Below are 12,701 nucleotides of genomic sequence, written 5' to 3'. Positions count from 1 at the left end.
AGGTGAGAATGACTTACTCGTCAATGACCGGCGCCTGCCGGGTGAAGGAGCAACCATGACCTACCAGCTGCCCGATCTCCCCTACGATTACAACGCTCTGGCCCCTGCCATCATCCCGGAGATCCTGGAGCTGCACCACGACAAGCACCACGCCACGTACGTCAAGGGCGCCAACACCGCGCTCGAGCAGCTCGCCGAGGCCCGCGACAAGGGCAACTTCGGCGTCATCAACAAGCTGGAGAAGGACCTCGCCTTCAACCTCGGCGGCCACTTCAACCACTCGGTCTTCTGGACCAACCTGACTCCGGGCGGCTCCGAGCCGACCGGCGGGATCAAGACCGCGCTGGACACCAAGTTCGGCGGGCTGGAGTCCTTCCAGAAGGAGTTCTCCGCGGTGGCGCTGGGCATCCAGGGCTCCGGCTGGGCCGTCCTCGGCTACGACGCGTTCTCCCAGGACCTGCGCGTCTACCAGGTCTTCGACCACCAGGGCAACCTGCCGGTCGGCCAGGCCCCGCTGTTGGTGCTCGACCTGTGGGAGCACGCCTTCTACCTGCAGTACAAGAACGTCAAGGCCGACTACGTCAAGGCCTTCTGGGACATCGTGAACTGGGACGACGTGAACGAGCGCCTCACCAAGGCCACCCAGGCCTGAGTCCGCTCCGACGCGTCCGGGATGGCGGGTCCCCCATACCGGGGGCCCGCCATTCGGCGTACCGGAGACATCCTGGAGCGGCGGGGACCATTCCCACGGGACACCATTCCCGCGGGAACGCGATCGGACACAACTGGCATCAGAAACGGTCAGTTCCGGACATCTGAAGCACCCTCGGCGTTCCCGCGGAAACGCGATCGGGCTGATCCGGGCACGTCAACACACGGGAACGTTCCCGCGGGAACGCCGCGGGGCGTGGAAAGGAAGTCCCTTCCACGCCCCGGTGACGTACGCGCCCGGCTCAGTGGCCCTGATCAGGCCTTCTCGTCGGCCTTCGGCTCGGCGGCCTCGGTGGTCTCCTCGACCTCGGCCTCGACGACCGCCTCCGGCTGAGCGGACTCCGCCTCGATGACCTCGTCTTCGATGACCTCGTCCGCGGCGATCTGCGGCTCGGCGGCGTCGGCCACCGCCGCTGCCGTGATCTCCTCGGCAGTCTCCTCGGCGGACTCGGTGGTGGTCGGCTCGCCCTTCGCGGCGACCGGCTCGGTAATCACCTCGATCTTGGCCATCGGGGCGTTGTCGCCCTGGCGGTTGCCGATCTTGGTGATCCGGGTGTAGCCGCCGTCGCGACCCTCCATCGCCGGGGCGATCTCGGTGAACAACACGTGCACCACGCTCGGATCGGTGATGGTCTTCAGCACCACGCGGCGGGCGTGCAGGTCGCCCCGCTTGGCCTTGGTGATCATCTTCTCGGCCAGCGGACGGACCCGCTTGGCCTTGGCCTCGGTGGTCACGACGGCGCCGTGCTCGAACAGCTGGCTGGCCAGGTTGGCCAGGATGATGCGCTCGTGCGCGGCGCTGCCGCCCAGACGGGGGCCCTTGGTGGGGGTAGGCATTCTTGTCTCTCCAGTTCAATCAGAAGCGGTGCCCGGGACTGCTCGTACGGAGCGGAGCTCAGTACTGCTCGGTCTCCGCGAAGTCGGTGTCCTCGTCCTCGTCGTCGCTCCCCGCACCGGCGTAGGTGTAGGGATCGAAACCGGGGGCGCTGTCCTTGAGCGCCAGGCCCATGGTGGCCAGCTGCTGCTTGACCTCGTCGATGGACTTGGAGCCGAAGTTGCGGATGTCGAGCAGGTCCTGCTCGGACCGCGAGATGAGCTCACCCACGGTGTGGATGCCCTCACGACGCAGGCAGTTGTAGGAACGCACCGACAGGTTGAGGTCCTCGACCGGCAGCGCCAGATCGGTGGCGTACTGGTCGTCGACCGGCGACGGGCCGATCTCGACGCCCTCGGCCTCGACGTTGAGCTCCCGGAACAGGCCGAACAGCTCGACGAGCGTACGGCCCGCGGAGGCGACCGCGTCCCGCGGGGTGATCGACGGCTTCGCCTCCACGTCGACGACGAGCCGGTCGAAGTCGGTCCGCTGCTCGACGCGGGTGGCCTCCACCTTGTAGCTGACCTTCAGCACCGGGGAGTAGATCGAGTCGACCGGGATCCGGCCGATCTCGTGCTCGGTCTCCTTGTTCTGGTCGGCCGACACGTAGCCACGGCCGCGCTCGACGACGAACTCCATGTCGATGGCGCCGTCCCGGTTGAGCGTGGCGATGTGCAGGTCGGGATTGTGCACCTCGACACCGGCCGGCGGCTGGATGTCGGCGGCGGTGACCTCACCGGCACCGGCCTTGCGCAGGTACATGACCACCGGCTCGTCCTCCTCCGAGGTGAGCACGAGACCCTTGAGGTTGAGGATGATCTCGGTGACGTCCTCGACGACGCCCGGGAGGGTGGAGAACTCGTGCAGGTTCCCGTCGATCTTGATGCTGGTCAGCGCCGCACCGGGGATCGAGGAGAGCAGCGTACGACGCAGCGAGTTGCCGAGGGTGTAACCGAAGCCGGGCTCGAGGGGCTCGATGACGAACCGCGAACGGTGCTCGTCGAGGACCTCTTCGCTCAGGGTCGGGCGCTGGGCGATCAGCATGGTGTGTTCCTTTCCGCGTCCACCGCTATTTGAGGACGCGATCCGCGTGGGGCGACGACGGGATGCCGTCCGGCCCCGGGTGTGGGAGAGCCACCCGGACGGGCGCTCTCCCGGGGTGAACCCGGCAGGAGGGGCGGATGCCCACCCCTCCTGCCCTCAGGATCACTTCGAGTAGAGCTCGACGATCAACTGCTCCTGCACGTCGACGGTGATCTGCTCACGGGTCGGCAGCTGGTGCACGAAGATCTTCATCTGGTTCGGGCGGGCCTCGAGCCAGGCCGGCACGGAGCGCTCGGCGTGGATCTCGCGGGCGACCACGAACGGGTCGATGTTGAGCGACTTCTCACGCACCTGGATGATGTCGTGGTCGGCGACGCGGTACGACGGGATGTTGACCTTCTTGCCGTTCACCAGGAAGTGCCCGTGGTTGACGAGCTGACGCGCCTGGCGGCGGGTCGAGGCGAACCCGGCGCGGTACACGACGTTGTCGAGACGCGACTCGAGGATGCGCAGCAGGTTGTCACCGGTACGCCCGGGCTGCCGGTTGGCCTCCTCGTAGTAGCGGGAGAACTGCTTCTCCAGCACACCGTAGGCGAACCGGGCCTTCTGCTTCTCACGCAGCTGCAGCGAGTACTCGGAGTCCTTGGTACGGCCGCGGCCGTGCACGCCCGGGGGGTAGGGGCGGCGCTCGAACGCCTTGTCGTTGCCGACGAGGTCGGTCCCGAGACGACGGGACTTCTTGGTCATGGGGCCGGTGTAACGGGCCATTCTTGTTCAGTCCTTTGCTTGTTCGTTCGGGTCAGACGCGGCGGCGCTTCGGCGGGCGGCAGCCGTTGTGCGGGACGGGGGTCACGTCGGAGATCGGGCCGATCTCCAGACCGATGGCGCCCAGCGAACGGATCGCGGTCTCCCGACCGGACCCCGGACCCTTGACGAACACGTCGACGCGCTTCAGGCCGTGCTCCATGGCACGACGACCGGCCGCCTCGGCGGCCATCTGAGCGGCGTACGGGGTGGACTTGCGGGAACCCTTGAACCCGACGGTGCCGGCAGAGGCCCAGGAGATGACCTGCCCGGCGGGATCGGTGATCGAGATGATCGTGTTGTTGAAGGTCGACTTGATGTGGGCCTGGCCGGCGACCACATTCTTCTTTTCCTTGCGGCGCACCTTCTTGCCGGTGCTACGGCCTGCAGTAGCCATGAGTGTGTTTCTGCTCCTCGAAGAATCTGTCAGTCAGTGAGCGGGGAAGTGGGGGTCACTTCTTCTTGCCGGCGACGGGCTTGCGCTTGCCCTTGCGCTGACGCGCATTGGTACGGGTGCGCTGGCCACGGACCGGCAGACCGCTGCGGTGACGACGACCCTGGTAGGAGCCGATCTCGATCTTGCGGCGGATGTCGGCAGCGACCTCGCGGCGGAGGTCACCTTCGGTCTGGTAGTTGGCCTCGATGTAGTCACGCAGGACGACCAGGTCGTCCTCGGTGAGCTCGTGGACGCGCTTGTCGCCGGAGATGCCGGTGGCGGCGAGGGTCTCCAGCGCGCGGGTGTGGCCGATGCCGTAGATGTAGGTGAGGGCGACCTCGAGGCGCTTCTCGCGCGGCAGGTCGACACCGATCAGGCGTGCCATGTGGCGGGTTCCTTTCCCGTGGGACGGACGACGGAACGGGTCTCCCGACCCGCATGACCTCCGTGGTCCGCGAAGGTGTGTGGCGTGAAGCGTCCCTGTCCGCCTGATCCGGGAGGTTCGGTCCCAGGAAATTTCACGGCAGGGCCTCGGCCTTCGTCCGAGGGTGGATCCGGGACGTACGCCCCGGGGTTGCGTTCACACTGAGTGAGGGTCCCCACCCGCCGGCGGCCCGGTGAGTGGAGTATTCGGTTGTGGGTCGGTGACGCGAGGCGCCCGGGCGGTCAGCCCTGGCGCTGCTTGTGGCGCGGGTTCTCGCAGATCACCATCACGCGACCGTGCCGGCGAATGACCTTGCACTTGTCGCAGATCTTCTTGACGCTCGGCTGAACCTTCATCGATCGTCTTCCTGAATCGGCGCGGGGCGTGGCCCGTCGACGGACCGCGCCCGACTGTGGATGGGTGGGTAGGTGGGCCGGGCCCACCCGTGTGTCACTTGTGTCGGTAGACGATGCGCCCGCGGTTGAGGTCGTAGGCGGAGACCTCGACGACGACCCGGTCACTCGGCAGGATGCGGATGTAGTGCTGTCGCATCTTGCCACTGATGGTGGCCAGCACCTTGTGGCCGTTGGACAGCTCGACCCGGAACATCGCGTTGGGCAGAGCCTCCACGACGGTGCCCTCGAGCTCGAGTACGCCTTCCTTCTTTGCCATGATCCTCATATCGTCAGTTCCGCCCCACCGACCGATGGGCACGCCGGTGCACCGACACAGGTGACCAAGGAGGCACTCTACCCGGCGGGACAAGGATTACCCAAATCCCGGTTGGCCCTCCGGCCTGCCCGGGCCGCGGCTCACCGGGCCGACACCAGGGCGTCGGCGGCGGGCCGCTGCACCAGCGGGTGTCCCTCGAGGTCGTAGCGGGCCGGCAGGGTCCACAGCCCCTTCTCCCGGTAGAGTTCCACCGACTCGCGCATCGCCGCCAGGACGTACGGCGGGAACTCCATCCCGTTGCGGTTGGCCCAGACCACCCGCGCCTCCAGCCGGCCCACCTCCCGGGCGTACGCCTCGAGGTCGCGGTCCAGGTCGAAGGTGACCATCAGCCCGCCGATGTCCCGCTTGAACGGCTCGTCGCCGTTCGTACCGACCATGTTGTACGAGGTGGTGCGCAGCTGCTGGACCAACCAGCGCTGCCAGGGCCGGAGCTTGCTGCCGAGCAGCTCGGCCGACATCCGGTAGTAGGCGAAGTGGCCCGGCTCCTGCCGCTTGATCGGGTGGATCACCGACTCGGCGATCGCGTCCTCCCCGATCTCCTTGAGCCGGCCGGTGAAGCTGTTGTAGGCGAGCACGGCCTGGCGCTCGGTGGAGGCGCCGGAGAGGTAGAACATCATCCGCGACACGTCCTGGATCGGCCGCCAGTGGGCCAGCGCCCCGAGCAGCCGGAAGGTCCAGTCGAAGGTCAGTTTCGGGGTCGACGGCGGCAGGCCGATATCGGTGCACAGCCGGTCGAGGATCAGCCCGTGCTGGATCTCCTGTGGCTGCCAGACGTCCTGGTAGAAGAGCCGGTCGACCTCGTCGACCCCCGGGATCACGGTGAGGATCTCCAGGACGTTGCGGTCCACCTCGAGCTCGACCCGGGCGAGATAGTTCAGCACGTGACCGAAGCGGGTGCGGACCAGTTCCGGATCGCGCACCGTACGATCGACCGACGACAGCGGGATCGGCGGATACAGCTCTCCGAGCCGCTCCACGTGATCCCGGATCTTGCCCGGTGTGATCTGCTTCTTGGGCACGATCCGATGATATTGATGTCCTGGTCAGTCCAAAAACCCGGTGCTGCTCCGTGCACCGCGGACCGGATCCGCGACAGCCGCGCCGGGCGCGGGCGATCAGAGGGCGATCAGGACCACCAGCAGCAGGATCAGCACCAGCAGGGCACCCCCACCGATCGCCAGCACCAGCAGCCCGGCCCGGCCGGGACCCCTGATCTCGGCGAGCTCGCCGGGCCTGTTCGGCGCGGTCGAGGCGACGATCGCCGGCTCGGCGTACGTCGGCACGGCGCCGACCGCCTCCACCACCGGCACCAGCTCGCCGAGCGTCCGGGCGGAGAACACCCGGTCCAGCGCGGCGTGGTAGGCGTCGTCGTCCAGCCTGCCGTCGGTGTACGCCGCGTTGACCCGGGCGGTGAGGTCCTCGCGCTCCTGGTCGGGCACCGGTTTGTCGGGCTCCGACCGGTAGCGGTACGGCACGGGCAGGTTGCTGCTCATGGCCCCAGACTAGCCGCGGCCCGGGACACCGGCCGACCGGCCGCGAAGCGCTGGCATGCTGGGCCGGTGCTGATCCTGCTGCCCCCGTCGGAGACCAAGACCCCGCGGGCCCACGGCGCCCCGACGGCACTGGAGACGCTGTCGTTCCCGGGGCTCACCCCGGCCCGCCGGACGGTGCTGACGGCGCTGGCGGAGGTGTCGGCCGCCCCGGAGGCGCTCGACGTGCTCGGGGTGCCGGCCTCACTGGCGGCCGAGGTGGCTCGCAACACCACCGTGCTGAACTCCCCCGCCACCCCGGTGGGCCGGCTCTACACCGGGGTGCTCTACGACGCACTCGACCTGTCGACCCTGACCGGCCCGGCCCGGCGCCGGGCGAACTCCTGGCTGGTGGTGGTGTCGGCGGCGTACGGCGCGCTGCGGATGACCGACCGGGTCGGCGGCTACCGGCTGGCGATGGACGTCGACCTGCCCGGGGTCGGCCGGCTCGGCCCCTGGTGGCGGGACCGGCTGGCGGACCAGCTGACCACCACCGCCGGCGCCGGCCTGGTGGTGGACTGCCGCTCCACCACGTACCTGCCCGCCTGGCACCCGACCGGGCCGGTGGCGCGACGCTGGGTCCGGGTGCTGGTGCCCGGGGCGAGCCACCACGCCAAACACACCCGCGGCCTGGTCGCCCGCCGGCTGTGCCACGACGGCTCGGCGGCCCGGACGCCGACCGCGCTGGCCACCGAGCTCGCCGCGGCCTTCGAGGTCCGACTGGATCCACCGGCCCGGCCGGGGCGGCCCTGGGAACTACAGGTCACCGCCCCGGCCTGACGCCCGACCTCAGCCGGATCCCCGGGCCCCGCCGACTGCCGGGCTCAGGCCAGCCGCGGCTGCACGCCGAGCTCGCCCACCAGGCCGGTGCGGTACTCCGGGGAGGAGAGCCGGGCCAGGTCGGCGCGGGCCAGCTCCAGCCGCCCGGTCAGCCCCAGCCGTTCGGTCACCTCGGCGGCGTCCGACCTCCCGACGAAGCCGGCCAGGTGGTCCACCGCCGCGGTGCCCCGCCGTACCCGGGTGGCCTGCTGGGCATCGAGGCGGGCGGCGTACCAGTCGCTGCTGAGCACGTTCTCCCGGGCGAACAGCTCCCGGACCGCCGGGTCGTCAAGGGTACGGCCGTCGGCGGTGGCGCCGTAGGCCATGATCTCCAGCACCGCCCGCAGCGGCGGGCAGGCCAGCTCGGCGGTCCCGTCGGCGAAGTAGGCCTCGGCAACCCGCTGGTGGGTGCGCACGATGGTGTCCACGCTCTCCGCGAAGACGGCCGGATCCTGCCGCTCGGGGCGCAGCATCTCGTCGGTGAACACCACATCGGGATGCATGAAGATGCGCCCGAAGTAGGCGGTGGCGAAACGCTTCGTCATCCGGTGGCCGAGCCGGCCGGCCCGGACCGTACGTCCCTCGACCTCCAGATCGTCGACCTTCTCCAGGAACCCGTTCGCGATCAGCGTCGACGCGTCCCGCTCGGCCGGGCTCATCCGGGAGAACACCTCGGGCACCAGCAGACTGATGTCGTGGTCGACCCGGACCCGCGGCCCGACGTAGCCGGCGCAGGACAACCAGCCGTCGTAGCCGGTCAGGATGTACGAGAGCAGCGCCGCGTTGAGGTCGTACACCGCGGGCAGCGCGTTGAACGGGCCCTTGGTGAGCGCCCCTTCCGAGCCCGCGCCGGTGGTGGACGGTGACTTGCCGGTCATCGAGCTGATGAACTCCATGAACAGTTCGGGCAGTTCGAGGTAGTGCAGCGGGTTGAACGCGCACAACGGCGGGACGCCGGGCTCGGGCGGGTTGTTGCGACGCCCGGCGGCGACCAGATCGACCGGCACCGGGATGGGCCGGGAGGTGGGGATCCGGCGCTGCAGGTGGACGGCGAGGTCGGCCGTCGCGGTCGCCCCCGGATCGGCGATGTCGGGGCGCACCTGCAGGTAGCGCGGGTTCTTCGACGGCTTGCCGTCGACCAGCCGCGGTTGGGCGGAGCAGACCCACCAGGCCGGGCCCTCGTCGTCGGCCAGGTCGGCGACCCGGCCGATCAGCGCCTGCACCGGAGCGCTGAAGCTGCTGTAGCCCACCGCGTCGTCACGCAGTTCCCGGGCGTCGCGGTGGTCCAGCGGCTGGAAGTTGGACAGGAAGGTGTCCGGGCGAGCGATGTCGCGCTCGGCCTGCTTGTCGTAGCCGCGGTGGATGGCGTCGTCGGGGCGCTGGAAGAGCAGCCGCTCGCAGTTGCCGACGACCTTCCGGGACAGCTCGCCGGGCTCGCCCAGGACCGCGGCGGGCAGCACCGTGCTGGCGGTGATGTCGTCCTCGGTCTGCACCTTGACCGCCGGAGCGAAGTCCGGTCGCAGGCTGAACAGCCGCCAGGCCCCGTCCTCGTCGAAGCCGACCCGGAGCATGTTGACGACCACCTTGTCACCGTGCAGCCGCAGCGCGTTGCCGGAGCGGCCGTTCATGATCCCGACGGTGAAGTGCCGGCGCCAGTCGGCGCCCCACTCCGGCCGGTAGGAGCGCTTCACCACGAAGACCAGCTCCTTGATGTGCTGCGGGATCGACCGCAGCCACTCGTTGTACTCCCAGGTGTAGTCGTCGGAGGGGGTGAGCAGCTTGATCACGCTGCCGACGCTGCGGCGCTCGCTGAGCACCTCACGGTGGTCGACGTTGTTCCGGGCCGGATCGGCGAACCGGTTGGTGAAGTCGCGGGCCAGGATCGAGGCGACGGTCTCGATGTCGGCGTCGAAGTCCTTGACGTACGCGTTGCCGTGCACGATGGCGTCGGTGAGTGCCTTGGAGATCTCCGACTTCCCGCCACCGGACACGGTGCTCGGCTTGTGGCAGGCGGTCGGCTCGGCGGAGGTCCCGATCAGGTTCCACTGCGTCGGGTCGCTCTCGGACTGGGCCATCCGGACCCGGAAGCCGTGCGGGCCGATGTAGGTCCGATCGGCACGCAACGGGACGGCGGACCGGCCACCGTGACCGTCGTCCCAGGAGACCGACCGGTCCCGGATGCTGAAGAAGGCCTGGCCGGGGACGAGCACGACGGAGGGGTCGGCCGGATCCACGGCGTGGCCCTCCGGCTGCCGCACGAAGCGGCCCTGCTCGCGGGCCAGCACGTCGTCGAGCCGCCAGTCGTCACCGGCGCGCTTGTCGTAGTACTCCTGGCCCTCGAGGTAGCTGGGGAAGACCAGCGCGCCACCGGAGTGCTCCTCCTCCGCGCCGCCGATCAGGTTGGCGGAGTAGCCGATCTGGGTCTTCACCTCCTTCTTGCAGTAGCCGAAGTAGTTGTCCGCGATCACCGTGACGATGACGCCGGTGGCGGTCCGGGCACAGATCTTGAACGCCTTGCCGCCGTTGTAGCGCTCGTCGTCGGTCCGCCAGCACTGCCCGTCGCGGCGCTCGCGCTCGGTGGCCTGGTCCCAGTGCGGCAGACCGAGAGCGCGCTTGGTCACCTCGATCAGGTGCGGAGCGAGGATGACGCACCCGGTGCTGCCGGTCCAGTGCTCCGGGTCGAGGGCGGCGTCGTTCTCCGGCAGCTGTGGGTCGCCGGCGTTGCCGAAGATGCCCTCGACGAAGTCGAGGTTGCTGACCAGCCCGCCGGGGACGATGAACCGGACCTCCATGGTGCGGGCCGGGGCGACCCCGGGTACCGCCGGGACCACCAGCGGCCGCAGCAGCAGCGAGGCGAAGGTCCGGGCCGGCTGGTCGGAGCCGGCCGTCCAGGGCAGCTCCAGCGCCTCCGCCGGCGGCTGGAGGGCCAGTTCGAGGAGGTGGGCGAAGACGTCGCTGCGGACGCTGATCTTGTCGTCGGGGATCGGCAGGCCGCCCTGGGCGATGTGGAAGACGCCGGCAGTGGTGCGCCGGTCGTTGACCGGGTTGTGCAGCACCCCGTTCGCCAGCCGATAACTGTGCACGTAGGGGGAGGTGAAGGAGTCACCGTCCTGGGGCAGCGACAGGCCGCGGGCCAGACCGGCCTGGTCGAGGACCAGGGTGTTCACCGGCAGCCGCGGCCGGACCGGGGCGCCGGCCAGGTAGTCGTCGAGGAAGGACTGGATCCGGGCATCGACCGGACAGAGCCGATCGGTGAGTCGGCGGCCGAGCTCCCGCTGCCGGGCCAACAAGGGCGCGACGAGGCGGGCCTCCGCACCCCCGGCACTGCCCTCGGCCACCGGGAGGCCGAGCAGGGCCAGGCGCACGTTGATCGCGGCATGCACGTCAGAAGTCACCATGTGGCCATTCTTGCCGCGCCGGGAGACGCCGGTAGGGGCCCCCGCGGCCACGGTCCGACGATGGCCGAGTAGAATACGCCACCGTTGGCCGGCTGTCCGGCCGTTCGCAGGATTTCCTCGGTGCCGGCCCTCCGGTCCGCGTGTCAGGGGGTTGGTCAGCCGAGCAGCGTACGGTCGCTGAGCGCCTCGGCGGCCCCGCGTACCTTGCCGAACTCGTTGAGCAGGTCCGGCACGGTGGCCTTGGCCTTCTCCCCGGCGTCGATCTCGAAGATCACCTCGCCCTCGTGCATCATGATCAGCCGGTTGCCGAGCTGCAGCGCCTGCTCCATGTTGTGGGTGACCATCAGCGCGGTCAGCCCGTGCCGCTTGACCGCCTCCCCGGTGAGCCGGGTGACCAACGCGGCGCGCTGCGGGTCGAGGGCGGCGGTGTGCTCGTCCAGGAGCAGGATCTCGGGCTCGCTGAAGGTGGCCATCAGCAGCGACAACGCCTGCCGCTGGCCACCGGAGAGCATTCCGACCCGGACACCGAGCCGGTCCTCCAGGCCGAGCTCGAGGGTGGCGAGTTCGGCCCGGAACCGCTCCCGTTTCCCGGCCGAGACGCCGCGGCCGAGCCCACGACGCCGGCCCCGGGCCAGCGCCATCGCCAGGTTCTGCTCGATGGTCATGTGCGGCGAGGTGCCGGCCATCGGGTCCTGGAAGACCCGGCTGATGTAGCGGGCGCGCTGGAAGTCGGCGAACCGGGAGACCTCGCGGCCGTCGATCCGGATGCTGCCCGCCTCCGGGCGGTGCACCCCGGCGATGACGTTGAGCAGGGTCGACTTGCCGGCCCCGTTGGAGCCGATGATGGTGACGAAGTCGCCCTCGCGCAGGGTGAGCGACACCGCTTTCAGGGCCACCCGCTCGTTCACGGTGTGCGGGTAGAAGACCTTGGTGACGTTCGTCAGCTCGAGCTTGGGCTGCGGGGTGGTCATCGCGCGCGCTCCTGTCCGGCATCGCCCGGCGTCGTGGCGCCCGGTCCGTACGGCTCGGTCAGCCGCTGCAGCCGCTCCTGTCGTCGGGCCCCGATCCGCCGGACCACGTCCCAGCGCGGCAGCAGCAGTGCGATCACGACGAGGACCGCGGAGATCAGCTTCATGTCGTTGGGATTGAAGCCGATCATCAGGGCGAGCTGGATGACCAGCCGGTAGACGACCGAGCCGACGACCACCGCCGCGGCGGCGACGAGGACCGTACGCTGCCCGAAGATCGCCTGGCCGATGATCACCGACGCCAGCCCGGCGACGATCAGGCCGATGCCCATGCCGATGTCGGCGAAGCCCTGGTACTGGGCGATCAGCGCGCCGCAGAGGGCGACCAACCCGTTGGACAGCGACAGTCCGATGATCTTCATCCCGTCGGTGTTCACCCCCAGGGAACGGATCATCGCCTGGTTGTCGCCGGTGGCCTGCATGGCGAGACCGAAGTCCGTCGACAGCAGCCAGACCAGCAGGGCGGTCAGCAGCACCGCGACGCCCAGGAAGATCGCCACCGAGACCGGGGTGCCGAGCACCTTGGCCTCCCGCAGCGGGGTGATGATCGTGTCCGCGCGCAGCAGCGGGACGTTCGCCCGGCCCATGATCCGCAGGTTGATCGAGTACAGCGCGATCTGGGTCAGGATGCCGGCCAGCAGCGGGTTGATCCCGCCCTTGGCGTGCAGCACTCCGGTGATTCCCCCGGCGACCAGGCCGACGACGAAGGCTGCCGCGGTGGCCAGCCAGGGGTCCACCCCGGCGACGATCAGCGCGGCGGTGGTCGCCGCGCCGCTGGTGAACGACCCGTCGACGGTCAGGTCGGCGAAGTCGAGGATCCGGAAGGAGATATAGACCCCCAACGCCATCACGGCGAAGATCAACCCCAGGTCCAGGGCGACGATCATCCGCCCTCCTCCTTC

At 69.5% G+C, this 12,701-nt stretch carries 14 protein-coding genes; 2 read left to right on the top strand and 12 right to left on the bottom strand.

From position 1 onward, the window contains the following. Positions 1-55: 55 nt before the first annotated feature. Complete coding sequence (locus tag R0145_RS03445) at positions 56-652, top strand: superoxide dismutase (protein ID WP_317839018.1); 597 nt, start codon at positions 56-58, stop codon at positions 650-652. Between the two features lie 314 nt (positions 653-966). Here the strand turns inward: R0145_RS03445 and rplQ are convergent, their stop codons facing one another. The 9 genes from rplQ to R0145_RS03400 all read right to left on the bottom strand — a co-directional run bounded on the left by rplQ (position 967) and on the right by R0145_RS03400 (position 6,518). Then, positions 967-1,548: a 50S ribosomal protein L17 gene (gene rplQ / locus R0145_RS03440; RefSeq protein WP_317839017.1), complete on the bottom strand. Its 582-nt coding sequence runs from the start codon at positions 1,546-1,548 to the stop codon at positions 967-969. Positions 1,549-1,606: 58 nt separating this feature from the next. After that, a complete protein-coding gene (locus tag R0145_RS03435; protein ID WP_317839016.1) occupies positions 1,607-2,629 on the bottom strand; it encodes a DNA-directed RNA polymerase subunit alpha in 1,023 nt (340 codons plus the stop codon). 162 nt (positions 2,630-2,791) lie between these two features. Next, complete coding sequence (gene rpsD, locus R0145_RS03430) at positions 2,792-3,397, bottom strand: 30S ribosomal protein S4 (protein ID WP_317839015.1); 606 nt, start codon at positions 3,395-3,397, stop codon at positions 2,792-2,794. Between the two features lie 31 nt (positions 3,398-3,428). Continuing rightward, entirely contained in the window at positions 3,429-3,830 is a 402-nt protein-coding gene (gene rpsK, locus R0145_RS03425; protein ID WP_317691069.1) for a 30S ribosomal protein S11, read from the bottom strand. Positions 3,831-3,885: 55 nt separating this feature from the next. Next, a complete protein-coding gene (gene rpsM, locus R0145_RS03420) occupies positions 3,886-4,254 on the bottom strand; it encodes a 30S ribosomal protein S13 (protein ID WP_317839014.1) in 369 nt (122 codons plus the stop codon). A 281-nt stretch (positions 4,255-4,535) separates the two neighbouring features. Further along, a complete protein-coding gene (gene rpmJ, locus R0145_RS03415; protein WP_020575560.1) occupies positions 4,536-4,649 on the bottom strand; it encodes a 50S ribosomal protein L36 in 114 nt (37 codons plus the stop codon). 94 nt (positions 4,650-4,743) lie between these two features. After that, positions 4,744-4,965, bottom strand: a complete 222-nt coding sequence (infA, locus tag R0145_RS03410; protein WP_092613392.1) for a translation initiation factor IF-1 — start codon at positions 4,963-4,965, stop codon at positions 4,744-4,746. A 140-nt stretch (positions 4,966-5,105) separates the two neighbouring features. Next, positions 5,106-6,044 (bottom strand): GTP-binding protein LepA, encoded by a 939-nt coding sequence (locus R0145_RS03405; protein ID WP_317839013.1) that lies wholly within the window; start codon positions 6,042-6,044, stop codon positions 5,106-5,108. A gap of 96 nt (positions 6,045-6,140) precedes the next feature. Continuing rightward, complete coding sequence (locus R0145_RS03400; protein ID WP_317839012.1) at positions 6,141-6,518, bottom strand: DUF1707 domain-containing protein; 378 nt, start codon at positions 6,516-6,518, stop codon at positions 6,141-6,143. A gap of 66 nt (positions 6,519-6,584) precedes the next feature. Between R0145_RS03400 and R0145_RS03395 the strand changes: the two genes are divergently transcribed. Beyond that, complete coding sequence (locus R0145_RS03395) at positions 6,585-7,334, top strand: YaaA family protein (protein ID WP_317839011.1); 750 nt, start codon at positions 6,585-6,587, stop codon at positions 7,332-7,334. Positions 7,335-7,378: 44 nt separating this feature from the next. On the opposite strand, the gene R0145_RS03390 is transcribed toward R0145_RS03395, so the two are convergent. From R0145_RS03390 to R0145_RS03380, 3 genes are all read right to left on the bottom strand, one after another. Continuing rightward, complete coding sequence (locus tag R0145_RS03390) at positions 7,379-10,771, bottom strand: hypothetical protein (RefSeq protein ID WP_317839010.1); 3,393 nt, start codon at positions 10,769-10,771, stop codon at positions 7,379-7,381. Between the two features lie 155 nt (positions 10,772-10,926). Continuing rightward, positions 10,927-11,742, bottom strand: coding sequence for an ABC transporter ATP-binding protein (locus R0145_RS03385; RefSeq protein WP_317839009.1), 816 nt, complete (start codon positions 11,740-11,742; stop codon positions 10,927-10,929). Further along, positions 11,739-12,686, bottom strand: a complete 948-nt coding sequence (locus R0145_RS03380; protein WP_317839008.1) for an ABC transporter permease subunit — start codon at positions 12,684-12,686, stop codon at positions 11,739-11,741. The genes R0145_RS03385 and R0145_RS03380 overlap by 4 nt, the downstream gene beginning before the upstream one ends. Positions 12,687-12,701: the final 15 nt, after the last annotated feature.

The sequence above is a fragment of the Raineyella sp. W15-4 genome, assembly GCF_033170155.1.
In the GTDB taxonomy this organism is placed as follows: Bacteria; Actinomycetota; Actinomycetes; order Propionibacteriales; family Propionibacteriaceae; genus Raineyella.
This window is presented reverse-complemented; position numbering and strand designations above follow the sequence as displayed.

Bases quoted from the DNA above. Each gene is read 5' to 3' on its own strand.
- R0145_RS03385 (WP_317839009.1), bottom strand. From the start codon at position 11,742: ATGACCACCCCGCAGCCCAAGCTCGAGCTGACGAACGTCACCAAGGTC.
- R0145_RS03380 (WP_317839008.1), bottom strand. From the start codon at position 12,686: ATGATCGTCGCCCTGGACCTGGGGTTGATCTTCGCCGTGATGGCGTTG.
- R0145_RS03400 (WP_317839012.1), bottom strand. From the start codon at position 6,518: ATGAGCAGCAACCTGCCCGTGCCGTACCGCTACCGGTCGGAGCCCGAC.
- rpsD (WP_317839015.1), bottom strand. From the start codon at position 3,397: ATGGCCCGTTACACCGGCCCCATGACCAAGAAGTCCCGTCGTCTCGGG.
- R0145_RS03445 (WP_317839018.1), top strand. From the start codon at position 56: ATGACCTACCAGCTGCCCGATCTCCCCTACGATTACAACGCTCTGGCC.
- rpsK (WP_317691069.1), bottom strand. From the start codon at position 3,830: ATGGCTACTGCAGGCCGTAGCACCGGCAAGAAGGTGCGCCGCAAGGAA.
- R0145_RS03390 (WP_317839010.1), bottom strand. From the start codon at position 10,771: ATGGTGACTTCTGACGTGCATGCCGCGATCAACGTGCGCCTGGCCCTG.
- rpsM (WP_317839014.1), bottom strand. From the start codon at position 4,254: ATGGCACGCCTGATCGGTGTCGACCTGCCGCGCGAGAAGCGCCTCGAG.
- rplQ (WP_317839017.1), bottom strand. From the start codon at position 1,548: ATGCCTACCCCCACCAAGGGCCCCCGTCTGGGCGGCAGCGCCGCGCAC.
- R0145_RS03435 (WP_317839016.1), bottom strand. From the start codon at position 2,629: ATGCTGATCGCCCAGCGCCCGACCCTGAGCGAAGAGGTCCTCGACGAG.
- rpmJ (WP_020575560.1), bottom strand. From the start codon at position 4,649: ATGAAGGTTCAGCCGAGCGTCAAGAAGATCTGCGACAAGTGCAAGGTC.
- infA (WP_092613392.1), bottom strand. From the start codon at position 4,965: ATGGCAAAGAAGGAAGGCGTACTCGAGCTCGAGGGCACCGTCGTGGAG.